The 16,707-nt window shown below is 60.1% G+C and carries 20 protein-coding genes and 1 pseudogene; 9 read left to right on the forward strand and 12 right to left on the reverse strand.

Going from position 1 to position 16,707, the window contains the following annotated elements; genetic code table 11:
• Nucleotides 1–6: 6 nt before the first annotated feature.
• Entirely contained in the window at nt 7–1,071 is a 1,065-nt protein-coding gene (locus tag M1B34_RS27615) for an NAD(P)H-dependent flavin oxidoreductase (RefSeq protein ID WP_268266780.1), read from the reverse strand.
• A 117-nt stretch (nt 1,072–1,188) separates the two neighbouring features.
• Between M1B34_RS27615 and M1B34_RS27620 the strand changes: the two genes are divergently transcribed.
• A complete protein-coding gene (locus tag M1B34_RS27620) occupies nt 1,189–1,677 on the forward strand; it encodes a GyrI-like domain-containing protein (RefSeq protein WP_268266781.1) in 489 nt (162 codons plus the stop codon).
• On the opposite strand, the gene ada is transcribed toward M1B34_RS27620, so the two are convergent.
• From ada to M1B34_RS27640, 4 genes are all read right to left on the reverse strand, one after another.
• Nucleotides 1,641–2,699 (reverse strand): bifunctional DNA-binding transcriptional regulator/O6-methylguanine-DNA methyltransferase Ada, encoded by a 1,059-nt coding sequence (ada, locus tag M1B34_RS27625; RefSeq protein WP_268266782.1) that lies wholly within the window; start codon nt 2,697–2,699, stop codon nt 1,641–1,643. The genes M1B34_RS27620 and ada overlap by 37 nt on opposite strands.
• Before the next feature lie 95 nt (nt 2,700–2,794).
• Entirely contained in the window at nt 2,795–3,472 is a 678-nt protein-coding gene (alkB, locus tag M1B34_RS27630; protein WP_123333482.1) for a DNA oxidative demethylase AlkB, read from the reverse strand.
• A 34-nt stretch (nt 3,473–3,506) separates the two neighbouring features.
• The gene (locus tag M1B34_RS27635; protein WP_185039246.1) at nt 3,507–3,677 is read right to left on the reverse strand and encodes a hypothetical protein; all 171 of its coding nucleotides are present in this window, start codon (nt 3,675–3,677) and stop codon (nt 3,507–3,509) included.
• Nucleotides 3,678–3,712: 35 nt separating this feature from the next.
• Nucleotides 3,713–4,015 (reverse strand): DUF1883 domain-containing protein, encoded by a 303-nt coding sequence (locus tag M1B34_RS27640; RefSeq protein WP_123333480.1) that lies wholly within the window; start codon nt 4,013–4,015, stop codon nt 3,713–3,715.
• A gap of 210 nt (nt 4,016–4,225) precedes the next feature.
• Between M1B34_RS27640 and M1B34_RS27645 the strand changes: the two genes are divergently transcribed.
• Both M1B34_RS27645 and M1B34_RS27650 read left to right on the forward strand, forming a co-directional pair.
• Nucleotides 4,226–4,576: a hypothetical protein gene (locus M1B34_RS27645; RefSeq protein ID WP_123333478.1), complete on the forward strand. Its 351-nt coding sequence runs from the start codon at nt 4,226–4,228 to the stop codon at nt 4,574–4,576.
• Between the two features lie 187 nt (nt 4,577–4,763).
• Entirely contained in the window at nt 4,764–4,994 is a 231-nt protein-coding gene (locus tag M1B34_RS27650; protein ID WP_123333476.1) for a hypothetical protein, read from the forward strand.
• Between the two features lie 72 nt (nt 4,995–5,066).
• Here M1B34_RS27650 and M1B34_RS27655 read toward each other — a convergent pair whose 3' ends face one another.
• Nucleotides 5,067–5,348, reverse strand: coding sequence for a hypothetical protein (locus M1B34_RS27655; RefSeq protein ID WP_123333474.1), 282 nt, complete (start codon nt 5,346–5,348; stop codon nt 5,067–5,069).
• A 152-nt stretch (nt 5,349–5,500) separates the two neighbouring features.
• Entirely contained in the window at nt 5,501–5,689 is a 189-nt protein-coding gene (locus M1B34_RS27660; protein WP_123333472.1) for a hypothetical protein, read from the reverse strand.
• A gap of 257 nt (nt 5,690–5,946) precedes the next feature.
• On the opposite strand from M1B34_RS27660, the gene galU reads away from it, so the two are divergent.
• On the forward strand, nt 5,947–6,786 hold the full coding sequence (gene galU, locus M1B34_RS27665) for a UTP--glucose-1-phosphate uridylyltransferase GalU (protein WP_053157579.1): 840 nt from the start codon (nt 5,947–5,949) through the stop codon (nt 6,784–6,786).
• A gap of 130 nt (nt 6,787–6,916) precedes the next feature.
• Nucleotides 6,917–8,275: a glutathione-disulfide reductase gene (gene gorA, locus M1B34_RS27670; protein WP_268266783.1), complete on the forward strand. Its 1,359-nt coding sequence runs from the start codon at nt 6,917–6,919 to the stop codon at nt 8,273–8,275.
• Here gorA and M1B34_RS27675 read toward each other — a convergent pair.
• Nucleotides 8,272–9,297: a DNA-binding protein gene (locus M1B34_RS27675; protein ID WP_268266784.1), complete on the reverse strand. Its 1,026-nt coding sequence runs from the start codon at nt 9,295–9,297 to the stop codon at nt 8,272–8,274. The two genes, gorA and M1B34_RS27675, sit on opposite strands and share 4 nt — an antisense overlap.
• Nucleotides 9,298–9,473: 176 nt before the next feature.
• Between M1B34_RS27675 and M1B34_RS27680 the strand changes: the two genes are divergently transcribed.
• The 3 genes from M1B34_RS27680 to ahpF all read left to right on the forward strand — a co-directional run bounded on the left by M1B34_RS27680 (nt 9,474) and on the right by ahpF (nt 12,827).
• Nucleotides 9,474–10,445, forward strand: a complete 972-nt coding sequence (locus M1B34_RS27680) for a site-specific integrase (RefSeq protein WP_268266785.1) — start codon at nt 9,474–9,476, stop codon at nt 10,443–10,445.
• Nucleotides 10,446–10,563: 118 nt separating this feature from the next.
• Nucleotides 10,564–11,127 (forward strand): alkyl hydroperoxide reductase subunit C, encoded by a 564-nt coding sequence (ahpC, locus tag M1B34_RS27685; protein ID WP_123333464.1) that lies wholly within the window; start codon nt 10,564–10,566, stop codon nt 11,125–11,127.
• A gap of 134 nt (nt 11,128–11,261) precedes the next feature.
• Nucleotides 11,262–12,827: an alkyl hydroperoxide reductase subunit F gene (gene ahpF / locus M1B34_RS27690; RefSeq protein ID WP_268263778.1), complete on the forward strand. Its 1,566-nt coding sequence runs from the start codon at nt 11,262–11,264 to the stop codon at nt 12,825–12,827.
• Between the two features lie 177 nt (nt 12,828–13,004).
• Here ahpF and gloA read toward each other — a convergent pair whose 3' ends face one another.
• Nucleotides 13,005–13,526 (reverse strand): lactoylglutathione lyase, encoded by a 522-nt coding sequence (gloA, locus tag M1B34_RS27695; protein WP_123333460.1) that lies wholly within the window; start codon nt 13,524–13,526, stop codon nt 13,005–13,007.
• A gap of 199 nt (nt 13,527–13,725) precedes the next feature.
• Here gloA and M1B34_RS27700 point away from each other — a divergent pair, with 199 nt between their 5' ends.
• A complete protein-coding gene (locus tag M1B34_RS27700; protein WP_268266807.1) occupies nt 13,726–14,256 on the forward strand; it encodes a DUF4946 domain-containing protein in 531 nt (176 codons plus the stop codon).
• A 241-nt stretch (nt 14,257–14,497) separates the two neighbouring features.
• Here the strand turns inward: M1B34_RS27700 and M1B34_RS27705 are convergent, their stop codons facing one another.
• The 3 genes and pseudogenes from M1B34_RS27705 to M1B34_RS34195 form a co-directional block, all read right to left on the reverse strand.
• Nucleotides 14,498–14,863 (reverse strand): histone-like nucleoid-structuring protein, MvaT/MvaU family, encoded by a 366-nt coding sequence (locus tag M1B34_RS27705; RefSeq protein WP_123333456.1) that lies wholly within the window; start codon nt 14,861–14,863, stop codon nt 14,498–14,500.
• A 244-nt stretch (nt 14,864–15,107) separates the two neighbouring features.
• Nucleotides 15,108–15,959: an EAL domain-containing protein gene (locus M1B34_RS34190; protein ID WP_425273550.1), complete on the reverse strand. Its 852-nt coding sequence runs from the start codon at nt 15,957–15,959 to the stop codon at nt 15,108–15,110.
• Nucleotides 15,960–16,007: 48 nt separating this feature from the next.
• Nucleotides 16,008–16,645: pseudogene (locus tag M1B34_RS34195) on the reverse strand (CSS-motif domain-containing protein); the annotation flags it as partial.
• Nucleotides 16,646–16,707 lie beyond the last annotated feature (62 nt).

Consider the following 16,707-nt stretch of genomic DNA (forward strand, 5'->3'; position numbering starts at 1 on the left):
GCGGCGTCAGCGTCGCTGGAGTTGCGCCAGAGCTTTCTCGGCCAGGTGGCGGGTCAGTTCACCGGTTGGCAGTTCGATGCCCAGGCGCAGGGCCTGCCCGGACCAGAGGTTGGCGAAATCCGCGTCATCCTTGGCTCGCAGTGGCATCAAGGCTCCGCCAGCCAGGGGGAACGCCGGTGCCAATGGGTTGATGGGGCCGATTTCACGCATCACTCGGTTGACGATGCCCCGGGCCGGTCGCCCGGTGAATAGGTTGGTCAGGGCGGTCTGGCTTTCCTTGGCACTGCGCAGGGCCTTGTGGTGGGCCGCACTGATCTTGGCTTCCGGTGTGAACAGGTAGGCGGTACCCAGTTGCACCGCCGAGGCGCCCAGGGCCAGGGCTGCAACGATGCCCCGGGCGTCACCAATACCGCCGGCGGCAATCACTGGTAGATTCACGGCATCGACGATTTGCGGCACCAGGGCCAGGGTGCCGACCTGGGTATTGAGGTCGTCGGTGAGGAATAGGGCGCGGTGGCCGCCGGCTTCGTAGCCCATGGCGATGATCGCGTCGCAGCCGTGTTGCTCTAGCCACAGGGCTTCATCCACGGTGCTGGCCGAAGAGAGGATCTTGGCCCCGGTGGCCTTGACCCGTTGCAGCAGGCCGGCCTCGGGCAGGCCAAAGTGGAAGCTGACGATTTCCGGGCGCAGCTCTTCCACCAGCTCACAACTGACCCGATCAAACGGCGCACGGCTGCTGACCGGCGTGGGGGCCTCGAAGTCCGCACCCAGCTCGCGATAATAGGGTTCCAGGGCGCTTTTCCAGCGGGCATCGCGCTGGGCGTCGGGGGCGGGCGTCTGGTGGCAGAAAAAGTTCAGGTTCAGCGGGGCCTGGGTCGCCAGGCGAATGGCTTGGACTTCCTGGCGAATCTGCTCCGGGGTGAGCATGGCGCAGGGCAGGGAGCCCAATGCGCCGGCCTGGGCGGCGGCGATGACCATGGCCGAGCCGGTGGCACCGGCCATGGGGGCTTGAATGATCGGCAGTTCGATGCCTAACAGATCGAGAATGCGGGTATCGGGCCACTGGCTCATGAGGCATATTCTCCGGCAGAAAAATTAACGACGGCAGCGCGGGGTTTGTATCAGGAGTTGCTGGTACAAGGCCAGGCGATGTTGACTCGATCACTGCTCCACACAGGAAGATTGACCATGGATGTAAAACAGCGCGAAGTCCTGCCTTTTCGCGTGGCGGGCTTGCAGGTCCGCACCCGTAACGCCGACGAGCAACAGGCGCAGACTGCGCAGATCGGCCCGATGTGGCAGCGTTTTTACCTTGAGGACCTGTTCGATAAGGTCAGCCACAAACAGCCGGACTCCTTTGTCTACGGTGTGTACTCCAACTATGAATCCGACGCTTCCGGGCTGTTCGATGTAACGGCTGGCGTAGCGCTGGCGGCACCCGGCAGTGATTACCCGGAGGTGGAGATCGAGGGCGGCGAATACCTGGTGTTCAGTGCCCGGGGCGCGATGCCCGATGTGGTGATTCAGACCTGGGGCCTGATCTGGGCCTACTTTCAGGACAATCCCCAGGTCCGCCGCCGGTTTGTCAGCGATTTCGAGGTGTACACCGGCCCCGACTCGGTGGCGATCTACATCGGCATTCAGTCCCCGGATGCGCCTTCGCGTTCCAGCAACTGACGCTTGCGCTCCACGCCCCAGCGATAGCCCGATAGCTGGCCGTCGCTGCGCACCACGCGGTGGCAGGGAATCGCCACCGCCAGGCAGTTGGCCCCACAAGCTTGGGCCACGGCGCGTGTCGCCTTGGGCGCGCCGATGCGCTGGGCAATTTCGGCGTAGCTGGCGGTGGTGCCTACCGGAATGCTTTGCAGGGCCTGCCACACGCGCTCTTGAAAGGCCGTGCCGCGCAGGTCCAGTGGCAGGTTCAGGCCGATCCCCGGCGCTTCGATAAACCCCACCACATGGGCGATCAGTTGCTCGAACTCAGGCACGGCGCCTTGCAGATTGGCCCGGGGGAATTTGTCCTGCAGGTCGTGCACCAGGACGTTGGGGTCGTCGCCGAGCAAAATGGCGCACACCCCCCGGCTGCTTTGCGCCACCAGAATCGCGCCCAGGGAGCATTGGCCGACGGCAAAGCGGATGTCACTGTTGGCCCCGCCGGCGCGGTAGTCGCTGGGTTTCATGCCCAGTACCTGGTCGGCGGTTTCGTAGAAGCGGCTATTGGAGTTGAAACCCGCGTCGTACAGTGCGTCGGTCACCGACTGGCCGCTGTGCAAGTGCTGGCGGACCTTGAGCGCGCGATGGGCGTTGGCGTAGCCCTTGGGGGTCAAACCAGTGGCCGCCTTGAACACCCGATGAAAATGAAACGCACTGATGCCGGCACCCTGGGCCAGTTGATTGAGTGTGGGCGCGGTTTCGGCGTCCTCGATCTGTCGGCATGCGGCGGCTACCAGGGCTGCATGCTGGGCCGCCAGTTGAGTCTGATCCCCCGCGGCGCGTTTGCTCGGGCGGTAGCCTGCTGCTTCAGCTGCGGCGGCGCTGTCGAAGAACTCGACGTTCTGCGGCCGTGGCAGGCGCGACAGGCTGCTGGGGCGGCAATAGACCCCGGTGGTTTTCACGGCGTAGACAAATTGCCCGTCGGCGCTGGCATCGCGGGCCAGCACCGACTGCCAGCGGGGATCGTGTTCGATGGGATGCTTCATGGGCTCTACTCGATGACGGGGCCGGGCCAGATTAGCCAGGGTTGCAGGCTGCCGCACTCCGGGTCTTGCGCTGGAACTCGGACCGCCGACGCCGTTTAGCCAGCGCGGCGAAAGGTCAGGTTGAAACGCTGGCTGCCCAGGCGCGGGTGGGTGCCTTCCTTGAGCGGCAGTATGCCGTGATAACGCAGCCGGTCGACGCCGCCCCAGACCGCGACATCGCCGTGCAGCAGTGGCACTCGCAGCGGTCGATCGCTGCGTTGGTCGCCGCCAAACAGGAAGATCGCCGGCAGCCCCAGGGACAGGGACACGATCGGCGCACTGAAGTCCTGCTCGTTTTTGTCCTGATGCAGGGACATTTTGGCGCCGGGGCGGTAGCAGTTGATGAGGCAGGCGTCGGGATTGAAGTCGGCGAACCCGGCCTCTAAGGCTGCGGCCTGGGCCAGTTGCCGGAAGATATCGGGCATCGGTGGCCAGGGTTGGCCGGTCTTGGGGTCGAGGTCGCTGTAACGGTAAGCCCGGGTGTCGGTGGTCCAGCCCAGCTCCCCGCAGCTGCTCAGACCCACTGACATGGTGAAACCGCCCGGCGTGACCATGCGCCGTAATGGCGCGCCCTGCAGCACCGTTCGCAACGCCGGCAGCAACGGCTCGATCCAAGGCAGGGCGAAACCACGCAGTACCCGGGATTGCGGGCCGATGACGTCGACCCGGGGGGCTTGTTGCAGGTCCGCCTCGGCGAACAGATCGGCGGTGCCGGGCGGTGGCGGATGGAGCATCGTCGAACCTCCCTCCAGGGCGGCGCCGGCCGGGTTACAAGGCCTTGCTTACGCTGACGTCGCTGATGACATCATCGGATTGGCCGTGCAAGGCTTGCAGGGCTGCTTGGGCTTCTTCCTGGGTGCCTGTTTCCAGTTGCGCGAACTCGAAACGGCGCTCGCCATTGAGCTTGTATTTGATGACGTACTTGGTTGTTTGGGCCACGGTGGTACCTGTGTATTGCGATGTGGGAGGCTGGCTCAGCGCAGTTTGGAGCTGGAGCGGCGGACAATGCGGATCGAGTGGGTCAGGGTCGGCTTGCGCGTCACACTGATGGCGCGGTTGGTGACGGTATCGATGGTGATGTTCCAGAAACCGGTGCTGGGCGCGGTGATCTTGGCCGGGAACTTGTCGAAGGCGCCGCCGTGGTAAGTGTGGCGACCGCCGTTCTTGAAGCTGCGGAAGTTGGCGTCGTTCATCAGGCGGATATTGCAGACCTGGGAGCATTCGATGATGACGATGTCATCTTCATTCAGGTGCTCGCGCTGGTGGATAAATTTCATGGCGCCTCCAGAAGGGCTTTTCTCTACAAAAATCAAAACGATTGCATCAAAGATGGCGCAGTTTATCAGGCCCGACCGGGGATGAGCGGGCCGCCGTCAGGCGCTATGGCAAATTAAAACGCTTATTTGGAATTTTATGCGCGATAAAGCGCCATGCCCCGGAGAAAAACAGCGGTTGTGCTGTCGGAGGGGCTTTAGTGGAGGTTTTGTATGAAGTGGTGTGTGTTGGGCCTGGCGTTGGCGATTGGCGGATGTGCGACGGTTGCGGATATCAATCAGACGCCGCCGACGCTCAGTGTGATCTCTGGCAAGAAGCCCCAGGATTACGCCGCCTGCTTGAGCGAGAAGCTGGCCGACAGTCGTGAGGCATTGCAGATCGAACCGCACAAGGAGGGGCTGCGGGTGGTGGTTCCGCAGAAACTCGCAGAAGGGCCGGCCGCGGTGTTTGATATCGAAGAGCGCTCCGGTGGCAGCAGCATCAAGCTGCATGAACAAATGTCGAACAACCCATTGCGCCCCCAAGATGTACGCAAGGCTGGAGAAGCCTGCATTTCCGGATGACGGCCTGGTATTGATGAGGCGCATGGGGGAGGGGCTATTTCGCTGTACAAGGGCTGGGCGGCGAAAAATCCTGGAAAAACCCTCTTGTCGGCGTGCGGTTCGGTTAGGTCATCCGATAAACTGCGCTCACATTTCGACCATGCCGCCGAAGCCTGACTTGGGCGGCAGGGTCTTTTCGGGAGACGGCATGAAGCGCGAACAAATCAGGGAAAGGCATGCGGAAGGGTGTATTTCGGCGACCCACGTGATCCAGAATCCGGCCAATTCCGGGGAGTGGATCGTGTTTTTCAAGAAAAGCGCAGGGCGCAGCTACTTCTTGGTGGATGACAATGATGAAGTCGAATCATTCGGCCGGCTCGATGACCTGATCGAAACCATCCGCGGCCTGGGCATCAAGTTCGCCGAGATTCATATGTAGCCGCAACGGCTGGCATCCCGGTTTATTTGAACACCCCGTTATTTGCCCGCTACTTGAGTTGCGCCCCGCTATTTATTTACACACGACGACGACACTGCGGCTCTTGTAGTTGCCCACATCCGCGCCCAGGGTCTTTTCGCTTTCCTTCAGGGACGGGGTGCCTTCGGTGCCGACGATGCGGTAGCCGGTCCCGGCGCAGGATGCATCGGCTTTTTCATAGCAACTCGCCCAAGAGCTGGCTTCGCCGGAGCAATCGATGCTCAGGCCTTGTTCGCCGTTTGCCAGGTAGGTGTTGGATGCGGTGGCGCAGCCGCTCAGGGCCAGTACCGCGCTCAAAGCCAGTAATTTGTTCATGGTGGCAAAGGTCGTCGAAAGAGTGGTGGGGCAAGGGCCGGGCAGCACTGCCGAGCATTTGAAGCGAGATGCTATAGCGAACGGTCATTGCGGTACAGACAATCACAAAAAAGCCCTGCATTGCAGGGCTTGTCCTATGCTCGCTGCACCGTTCAGGGCTTGCTGGTGCGCCGGCGCGAAGGGGGCGGCGGCTGGTCTTGCAGGACTGCGGCGACTTCGATGGCCATGGCTTCCGAAGGGAATGGGCCGGCGATGTTTTCACCGCCGGTCGTGGCGACCCACCATTGTCCGTCTTTGGCTGGGGTGATCAGGTAACCGTTTACGCTTTTTGCTGCCGACATCAAGAGCTCTCGTTGGCTGGATCAAGGGCGCAATCATAGCCTTATATAGGCCTGCTGGCTCGACTCGGCAGGTTAGAAAGCAGGCTTGGCGGCACATTGCAGGTTTACGCCGGGGGTTATCTCGGGGATGCTGCGGAACTATCAGACAGAATATTTCTCTATGATGGCAGCGGTTAGCCAGCGCGGGGCATTGTAAGGTGCACGCCGCCTGATTAGACTGCGCCGAACTCGTAAGCACAGCCTTTTTAAGGACTCATATGATCAAGAAATGCTTGTTCCCAGCAGCCGGTTACGGTACTCGCTTCCTGCCAGCGACTAAAGCCATGCCTAAAGAAATGCTGCCGGTGGTGAACAAGCCACTGATCCAGTACGGCGTTGAAGAAGCGCTGGACGCCGGTTTGACCGAAATCTCCATTGTGACTGGCCGCGGCAAGCGCGCCCTCGAAGACCATTTCGACATCAGCTACGAGTTGGAAAACCAGATCAAGGGCACCGACAAAGAGAAGTACCTGGTCGGTATCCGCAAGCTGTTGGACGAGTGCTCTTTCTCCTACACCCGCCAGACCGAAATGAAAGGCCTGGGCCACGCGATCCTCACCGGTCGCCCGCTGATCGGTGACGAACCGTTCGCTGTGGTGCTGGCGGACGACCTGTGTGTCAACCTCGATGGCGACGGCGTGCTGACCCAGATGGTCAAGCTGTACAAGCAGTTCCGCTGCTCGATCGTGGCGATCCAGGAAGTCGACCCACAGGAAACCAACAAATACGGCGTGATCGCCGGTGAGATGATCCGTGACGACATCTACCGTGTGCACAGCATGGTTGAGAAGCCAAAGCCGGAAGATGCGCCGTCCAACCTGGCCATCATCGGTCGTTACATCCTGACTCCGGACATCTTCGACCTGATCGAACAGACCGAGCCGGGCAAAGGCGGTGAAATCCAGATCACCGACGCCCTGATGAAGCAAGCGCAAAACGGCTGCGTCATGGCCTACAAGTTCAAAGGCAAGCGTTTCGACTGCGGTGGCGCCGAAGGCTACATCGACGCGACCAACTTCTGCTTCGAGAACTTCTACAAGACCGGCAAGGCTTACTGATAGCTGCGCAGGTTTCTGTACGAAAAAGCCACCTTCGGGTGGCTTTTTCATTTTCTGCCCTTATGTCCATCCTCTGCGCTGACCCTTCCGCCATCTGCGGTTATGCTGTCGGCCTGCCTGGGAGAGTGAAATGGCCTACGATTTTGATCTTTATGTAATTGGCGCCGGTTCCGGCGGCGTGCGTTGTGCGCGGTTTGCCGCGGGGTTTGGGGCGAAAGTCGCCGTGGCCGAGAGCCGCTATCTGGGCGGTACCTGCGTCAACGTCGGTTGCGTGCCGAAAAAGCTGCTGGTGTACGGCGCGCACTTTGCCGAGGACTTCGAGCAGTCCGCAGGTTTTGGCTGGACGTTGGGTGAGGCGAACTTCGATTGGTCGACCCTGATCGCCAACAAGGATCGCGAGATCAATCGTCTCAATGGCATCTACCGCAATCTACTGGTCAACAGTGGCGTGACCCTGCACGAAGGCCACGCCAAGCTGATCGACCCGCATCAGGTGGAGGTCAATGGCCAGCGCTACAGCGCCAAGCACATCCTGATTGCCACGGGTGGCTGGCCGCAGATCCCGGACATTCCCGGGCGTGAGCACGCCATCAGTTCCAACGAAGCCTTCTTCCTCAAGCAACTGCCCAAGCGTGTGCTGGTGGTGGGCGGTGGTTACATCGCGGTGGAGTTCGCCGGGATTTTCCACGGGCTGGGTGCTGAAACCCAGTTGCTGTATCGCGGCGACCTATTCCTGCGTGGCTTCGATGGCGCGGTGCGCAAGCACCTGCAAGAAGAGTTGACCAAGCGCGGCCTGGACCTGCAATTCAATGCCGACATTGAGCGGATCGACAAGCAGGGCGATGGCAGTCTCAAAGTGCGCTTGAAGGATGGGCGTGAACTGGAGACGGATTGCGTGTTTTATGCCACGGGTCGGCGGCCGATGCTCGACAACCTGGGCCTGGAAAATACCGGGGTCAAGCTCGACAAGCGTGGCTTTGTCGAGGTGGATGAGCAGTACCAGAGCGCCGAGCCGTCGATTCTTGCGATTGGCGATGTGATCGGTCGGGTGCAACTGACTCCAGTGGCCCTGGCCGAGGGCATGGCCGTGGCGCGACGCCTGTTCAAGCCTGAGCAATATCGCCCGGTGGATTACCGGATGATCCCTACGGCGGTGTTCAGCCTGCCGAACATTGGCACGGTTGGCTTGACCGAGGAGCAGGCGCGTGAAGACGGGCACAAGGTGCAGATTTTCGAAAGCCGTTTCCGGCCGATGAAGTTGACCCTGACCGACTGCCAGGAGCGCACCCTGATGAAGCTAGTAGTGGATGCCGACACCGACAAGGTGCTGGGTTGCCACATGGTCGGGCCGGACGCTGGGGAGATTGTCCAGGGTCTGGCGATCGCCTTGAAAGCAGGCGCCACCAAGCGCGACTTCGACGAAACCATCGGCGTGCACCCAACGGCCGCCGAAGAGTTCGTCACCATGCGCACCCCGGTCGCGGATTAAGTCTTCTTCGGCCGTGGTGGCCGTTCCTTGGTTGCTGGCGCCGCCTTCACGGCGGTGGCCAGTTGCAATGCCTCAAGGCCGGCCTCGGCCTTGGCGGCTCTCAACTCCAATTCTTTGCCGATCCGGCCTTGCTCTTCCAGGCTGTGCTTGAGCGTCTGGCTTTCCAGCAGCGCGACGCGCAGGCGTTCCAGGAGGAGGGTGGCTTCGCCTTGGGCGCGATTTGACTGTTCCTGCAATTGCTCGCGCAGCGCCTCGCTTTTTTGCGCCAGGTCTTGGGCCTGTCTCAACTCTTTCACCGTGGCGCGGTTTTCACTGAGCAGGCGCTCATTGTCGCGGTGCAGTTGGGTGATTTCGTCTTGGCGGACCAGAGCGTTTTGCTGTGCCTGGCGCAATTCCATCTGCACCTGTTGCAACTGCCCTTCGTGGCGCCGCTGTTCTTGTTCGTGCTGCTCTTTGACGGCGTTGCGGTAGTGCTCAAGGGCGTCGCGGGCGTGGAGGTGCTTTTCTTCCAGTGAGCGAATCTGCTCATCTTTGTCTTGCAGGCGTAGCTCGAAATCCCCCACCGCCTGATTAAGCCCGGCGTTGCGGGTCTGCTCGCTTTGCAGGGTGGAGCGGGTGCTCTGCAGGGCGGCGCTTTCCTCGGCCAGGGCGGCCGCCTGGATTTCCAGTTGCTGCTCCAGGCGGGCCTGGTTCTGCTGGGCTGCCAGCAACGCTGTTTCCAGCGCCTGCACGCGCTCATCGAACGCGGCCTGAGCCTGCTCCAGGGGTTCCTGGGCTTGCTCTTCCAGGCGCCGGGCAATGCGTGCCACTAAATCGGCCAATTCACCTTCCAGGGGCTCTTCCGGCGCTTCGGCACGGCTGCGGCCGTTATCCAGCTCCTTCAGATAGCGGTGGATGGTGGTTTTTGAGCCGGTATTGCCCATTTCAACGCGCACTGCGTCGATGCTGGGGTGTTCGCCGCGGGCGAGGATCGCCAAGCGCGCCTTTTGCACCACTGCCTTATTTATGCCGCCGCGAGCCATGATTCCTCCTACGATTTTGTACTGTGTTACGTAGTATGTAATTACGCATAATTGTACGCGATGAAATTAGATTAAGCATAGAAATAATGACATGGGATATAGTGGTATTACCCCTTGTGAGGCGCATTCGGCCCCCATAAACAGCGGTTTTCGCTACACCCGACAGAGTTGAACCCATGAGTGAACTGGATCGTTACCTGCTCGCCGCCACCCGCGATAACACGCGGCGTAGCTATCGCGCGGCCATTGAGCATTTCGAAGTGGCGTGGGGCGGCTTCCTGCCAGCCACCAGCGAGGCCGTGGCCCGCTACCTGGTGGCCTATGCCGGGGAGTTGTCGATCAACACCTTGAAGTTGCGCTTGTCGGCGCTGGCGCAATGGCACAACAGCCAGGGCTTTCCCGACCCGACCAAGGCTCCGGTGGTGCGCCAGGTGTTCAAGGGCATTCGCGCCTTGCACCCGGCCCAGGAGAAGCAAGCCGAACCGCTGCAGTTGCAAGACCTGGAACAGGTCATTGCCTGGCTGGAGCAAGAAGCCCTGACGGCGATTGCTGAAGGCAACCAGGCTGATCTGCTGCGGGCTCGGCGCGACAGCGCCTTAATCCTCTTGGGCTTCTGGCGCGGTTTTCGCAGTGATGAGCTGTGTCGTCTGCAGGTCGAGCATGTGCAGGCGGTGGCCGGTTCCGGTATCAGCCTGTACCTGCCGCGCAGCAAGGGCGACAGGGACAACCTCGGCAAAACTTACCAAACGCCGGCCTTGCAGCGCCTATGCCCGGTTCAGGCCTACAGCGATTGGCTCGGCGTTGCGGCGTTGGTCCGTGGGCCGGTGTTTCGCGGCATTGATCGCTGGGGGCATTTGAGCGAGGAGGGCTTGCACGCCAACAGCGTGATCCCGTTGTTGCGCCAGGCGTTGGAGCGGGCCGGCATTCCCGCCGAGCGTTACACCAGCCACTCATTGCGTCGCGGCTTTGCCACCTGGGCTCACCGCAGCGGCTGGGACTTGAAATCGCTGATGAGCTACGTCGGCTGGAAGGACATGAAGTCGGCCATGCGCTACATCGAGGCCAGCCCCTTTATGGGCATGGCGCGGATCAGCGAAAAGCCCGTCGAGCAGGCGCTAAAGGTTTCTTCTATTAATAAGCTCGGCTGATAGCCAAAACCAATCGGCAGCATCAGGTTTGCCAATGAGCCATCAGCCGGATCATTGGTTAGGATTCTCCCCATCAAGTTTTCACACAACGTTTTCAACCAATGACGGAGAGTCAACGATGCCTATCATCAACAGCCAAGTTAAACCCTTCAAAGCAACCGCATTCAAAAACGGCGCATTCGTCGATGTGTCGGACGCCGATCTGAAAGGTAAATGGTCTGTCGTTTTCTTCTACCCGGCTGACTTCACCTTCGTCTGCCCAACCGAGCTGGAAGACCTGGCTGACAACTACGCCGAATTCCAAAAACTGGGCGTCGAAATCTACAGCGTGTCGACCGACACCCACTTTGCCCACGCTGCCTGGCACAACACTTCGCCAGCCATCGGCAAGATCCAGTACACCATGATCGGCGACCCGACCCTGACCATTTCCCGCAACTTCGACGTGCTGATCGAAGAAGCTGGTCTGGCTGACCGTGGCACCTTCGTGATCAACCCAGAAGGCCAGATCAAAATCGTTGAAATCAACGACGGCGGCGTAGGTCGCGATGCTTCCGAGCTGCTGCGCAAAATCAAGGCCGCTCAGTACGTTGCTGCTCACCCAGGCGAAGTCTGCCCAGCCAAATGGAAAGAAGGCGAGGCCACCCTGGCTCCGTCCCTGGACCTGGTCGGCAAGATCTAAGTCCATGTTTGACTCCAGGGCGGTGATCCGCACCTAAGTAAGCTGCACCGCCCCCAAAACGCCCGGGCGAGATTCGCTCGGGCGTTTTTTTTTTACCGAATCATCTCTTTATTCAGAACATGGAAATCGCCCGTATGTTGGACGCCAATCTTAAAGCTCAGTTGAAGTCATACCTGGAACGGGTCACCCAGCCGATCGAGATCGTCGCCTCCCTCGACGACGGTGCGAAATCCCAGGAAATGCTCGAATTGCTCAAGGAAATCAGCAGCCTTTCCAGCCTGATTACCCTGCATGACCAAGGGACCGATGCGCGTAAGCCGTCGTTCTCGCTGAACCGCCCGGGAAGTGATATCAGCCTGCGTTTCGCCGGCATTCCCATGGGCCACGAATTCACCTCGCTGGTGTTGGCCCTGTTGCAAGTCGGCGGCCACCCATCGAAAGCCAGCGCTGAAGTCATCGAACAAATCCGCTCCCTTAAAGGCGAGTTCAACTTCGAGACGTACTTCTCGCTGTCCTGTCAGAACTGCCCGGACGTGGTCCAGGCCCTGAACCTGATGGCGGTGCTCAACCCGAACATTCGTCACGTGGCCATCGACGGCGCGCTGTTCCAGGCTGAAGTCGACGAGCGCAAGGTCATGGCCGTGCCCAGCGTCTACCTGAATGGGGTCAACTTTGGCCAGGGCCGTATGGGCCTGGAAGAAATCCTCGCCAAGCTCGACACCAGCGCCGTGGAGCGCCAGGCCGAGAAGCTCAACGCCAAGGACGCCTTTGACGTGCTGGTCGTGGGCGGTGGCCCAGCCGGTGCATCGGCGGCTATCTACGCGGCCCGTAAAGGCATTCGGACCGGCGTGGCGGCAGAGCGTTTTGGCGGCCAGGTGCTGGATACCATGGCCATCGAGAACTTCATCTCGGTGCAAGAGACCGAGGGGCCGAAACTGGCCGGTGCCCTGGAAGCGCACGTTCGCCAATACGATGTCGACATCATGAATCTGCAGCGCGCCAGCGCCCTGATTCCGGCCAAAGAAGTGGGCGGCTTGCATGAGGTGCGTTTTGAAAGCGGTGCGAGCCTCAAGGCCAAGTCGCTGATCCTGGCCACCGGTGCCCGCTGGCGTGAAATGGGCGTGCCGGGCGAGCAGGAATACAAGGCCAAAGGCGTGTGCTTCTGCCCCCACTGCGATGGCCCGCTGTTCAAGGGCAAGCGCGTGGCGGTGATCGGCGGTGGCAACTCCGGCGTTGAAGCGGCCATTGACCTGGCGGGTATCGTCAGCCACGTAACCCTGCTGGAGTTTGACGGCAAGCTGCGCGCCGACGCTGTATTGCAACGCAAGCTGCACAGCCTGCCGAACGTCAAGGTCATCACCAGTGCACTGACCAGCGAAGTGAAAGGCGATGGGCAGAAAGTCACCGGGCTGGTCTACAAGGACCGGGATTCGGGTGAGTTCCACACCGTCGACCTGGAAGGCATCTTCGTGCAGATCGGCCTGTTGCCTAACACCGATTGGCTCAAGGGCACCGTCGAATTGTCGCCTCGGGGCGAGATCATTGTCGATGCACGTGGCGAGACATCCCTGCCAGGTGTGTTCGCCGCCGGTGACGTGACCACTGTGCCGTACAAGCAGATCGTGATTGCGGTGGGCGAGGGCGCCAAGGCATCCCTCAGCGCCTTCGACCACTTGATCCGTACCTCAGCACCGGCTTGATCGCCGACTGAAAAAACAAAACCCCATGAGCCTGGCTCATGGGGTTTTTTATTGCCGCTTTGCAACCATCTGTGTGGGAGCCGGCTTGTCGCTGATAGGGCTTCGCGTCAGGTACAGGATAGGAGGGCGCTATCGCTGGCAAGCCAAGCCCTACAGCGCCCGCTCCTGCAACGTCGGTTACAGCGGGGCGGGCTGGATGATTTCGACCCAGTAGCCGTCCGGGTCCTTGATAAACGCCAGGCTCTTCATGCGGCCATCGTTCAGGCGTTTCTGGAAGTCGCAACCCAGGGCTTCGAAGCGTTCGCAGGCGGCAACGATGTCCGGTACTGAAATGCAGATGTGGCCAAAACCGCGAGGGTCGGTGTTGCCGTTGTGGTAGGCGAAGTCCGGGTCGTTCTCGGTGCCGTGGTTGTGGGTCAGTTCGAGAATGCCGGGGATGGACTTCATCCACTGGGTGCGTGCCGCGGCGTCGGCCGGGATCTGCGCCTTGTCCACCAGGGCCAGGAAGTACAGGCTGAATTCGGCTTCAGGGAAGTCGCGTTTTTCCACCAAGGAGAAGCCCATGATCCGGGTGTAAAAGTCCAGGGACTGGGTAATGTCCTTGACCCGCAACATGGTGTGGTTGAACACGAATTGTGCGGTGGCGCTATCAGGTTGGGCGGTGACGCCGGGGAAAGTGTCGAGTTCGTGCAGGCTCATGGGCCCTCCGGAATAAAAGTGGGGCAAACGGCGCTCGCGCTCACGAGCAATCCCTTGGCTTGCGATAATCAGGCGTCCTTGCGATCGCGCAATGATACGCAAGAGGGCAGAGCGACGCCAAACCCAATGCGCCTGATCTATTGCCCAATCCTCGCGTCGGGCTCAGACTTTGCGGCTGGCCCCCGATGTGTGCATGAGCATGATCAAGTTCCCCAAAACCCTGGCATTGAGCCTGTGCGGCCTGTTGCTGAGCGATATCGTGCAGGCACAGGAGCCGCAGTTGACCTGGCCCAATGGCTGGGAAGTCGAAGCCGTTCCTGAAGCATCCGCCGAACAAGCGGGCAAGGTTTCCCGCCAGCGTGCGGTGAAAAATGATGCGGCAGGCACGCCGCAATTGGTTATGGAATTGACCATGACCCAGGTTGAAAGTGGCCACGTGGTGAACCTTCAAGGGGTTTTGCTGGAGATGCGCAAGTCGATCCAGAAGGACTTCGCCCAAGGCGGTTACCAAAGTGTGTGTAACAAAATTCATGAAGCGCGGCTGAGTCGCCTGTCGGCCCTGGAAACGACCTGCACCATTACCCAGAACGGGCGTCATGTGTTGTCACAAACATTGGTGGCGGCCGTGGATGTTGATAAGGCCTATGTACTTTCATACGCCGGGCAAGCAGCGGCCTATGCCGATAGCCAAGAAGAAATACTCGCCGCCAGAAACAGCTTGAAACTCTAAATGAATATCTTCGTTTCTGTTCGATTGGTGCGCTGAGGGTTATGGAAAAGGCATTAACCCTAAAGTTGCAGGGGTCGCTGTTGTACGTTTGCTATTGGCGCGCAAAAAGGTGCACTAGTTAGTGCCTTTGTGTGAAGGATGAGTCTGAACGCGAGGGGTAATCAACTCGAATTGCGATAAGAATATTCTTACTGATCTAAAGGCCCCGCCTACGCGGGGCCCTTGAAATATGCCGTCTGCCTTAACCGCGCAGCCAAGCATCTACAGTGGCGGCGCCGTACTGTTCTTTCCAGGCTTTCAGGCCGCGGTGGTTGCCGCCTTTGGTTTCAATCAGCTCGCCGGTGTGCGGGTTCTGATAGACCTTGACCACGCGTGCGCGGCGCTGTTTAGGGGCGTTGGCCGATGGCAGCACGGTTTTGCCCAGGGCTGGATCGAGGATGGCGATGATGTCGCGCAGGCTCTTGCCGTAGGTCTTCATCAGGCCCTGGAGTTTTTCTTCGAACTCGATTTCCTTCTTGAGTCCGGCATCGTTCTTCAGGGATTCCAGTTGCGCGAGCTGTTCTTGAAGCGCCTTTTCTGCTGCGCGGAATTCAGCGAGTCTGGACAATATCTTTACTCCAATAATGTATTTTTGCTGATACCTGGCACAAACAAAGCTATTAGCCAGGCGCCTGGGAAGGGTTCGATTAAACGGCCTTCCTGTGATGCTTGAACAGGCCAGAAAAATTGTAGTAGTTAATGCCGTTGGAGTAAATCAGGTTGTTCTTGTTACTAGGAGTTACTGTCAAATGATTCATCTTGGTGCACGTTGGCAATGCGCCCGAATATGCCACTTTTACTGAAGTGGCAATTTAGTGGCCTTGCAGTGCTTCCAGCAGTTTCTCCTGGGGCATGGGGCGGGCAAATAAATAACCCTGGAGGAAGTCCACACCGCGTTGCGCCAGGTAATCCCGTTGTTCAGCTGTTTCGATGCCTTCGGCGACAATACCCAAATCCAGCTTGCCCGAGAGTTCGATGATGCTGTCCAGGATATGGCCGGAGAGTGCATCAGCCCCGATCATTGCCACGAAGCTCTGATCGATCTTCAAATAATCGACGTTGAACTGGCGCAGGTAAGCCAGGCTGGAATGCCCGGTGCCGAAGTCATCGATGGCGATCAACACCCCCAATTGGCGCAGGGCTTCAAACAGTTGCTGGGTGGTCGCGCTGGGTTCTATCAATTCGCGCTCCGTCAGTTCCAGCACCAGGATCACCTTGCCCGGTGGGAATGCCGCGAGGAAGGTGCGGCAGTCTTCAAGCAGCGCCATGTCCTGGCAATGGCTGGCGGTGATGTTGATGCCGATATGGAAACCCTCGGTGAAGTCTGCGGCATGGGGCGCCAGTGCCTGTGCGGTCTGTTCCATCAGGGAGCGGGTCATGGGCACGATCAGGCCCGAGTGTTCGGCGAAGGGAATAAACAGGTCGGGACGCACCAGGCCCTCCTGGGGGTGCTGCCAGCGCATCAGCACTTCCACACCGGCCCATTGCAGCGTGTCGCCGCGCACCACCGGCTGGAAATAGGGGATGAATTCTCCCGCCTTCAGGGCCCGTTGCAGTTCCCGGCTGGGGGAGGACGAGCGCTTTTGCAGGCGGTGGCCAGCGATGCCCGCCAGCGCTCCGAGGAAGACCAGAAGGCTGAACAGCGCCGGATACTGGGCCTTCATGTAGCGCCAGGCTGCCCCGGCAGGGAACCCCACGCTGACGTGATAGGGATAACGGGACGAGGCCAGTTCTTCGGCGGCTACGGCGGCGCGTGGCGGGGGCGTGTCATGCACCTGGCCTTTGGCCGATATCCAATGGGGCCCACTTGCAATTGCAGTTCAGCAAAGCGACTGATCAGGCGCAGCACGTTGGCCAGGTGGTAACCGTCAATCGTGGCCAACGCTGCTCGCTCGCCTTCGCTGAGCCGGTAGACCAGCAGTGAGCTGTTCGGGGTCACCGGGTTGCCGTTCATGAGCCAAAGCTTGCCCTCGATGTAGTCCTCGGGATCAAGCGGCACCGTGACATTGCCCAGCAGCGAGCTGCAGTAATTGCTCTTGCGCCACACTAGGTTGGTTGAGCGTACAAAAGGTCGGCGCACCACTTGATCGCGCAGGGCCAATTGCTGCTGCTCGTCACAGGCTTGGCCCGCCAGCGGCAGCAAGGCCTGAGCGGCGATATGGCTGTTGTCCAGCATCAGGTCGAATTGGCGCACGGCTTCCTGGGCGGTTTCCAGGCTGCTCTGTTGCAGCGCTCGTTCGGCTTGCAGATGGAGGATGAACAGCCCAAGCCCAATGGGCAGCAACGCCATCAGCAGCGGGCGCAAGGATCGGGTCGAGCGCTGCAACGGGCTGCTAGCAGTCAATGGCATTGAGCGAACCTTTGGCAGGAGAGGGCAGCGCCCTAGAGTCTGGCGCCGGCGTGGTAAGCAGC

The sequence above is a fragment of the Pseudomonas morbosilactucae genome (assembly GCF_023241715.1).
Lineage (GTDB): Bacteria > Pseudomonadota > Gammaproteobacteria > Pseudomonadales > Pseudomonadaceae > Aquipseudomonas > Aquipseudomonas morbosilactucae.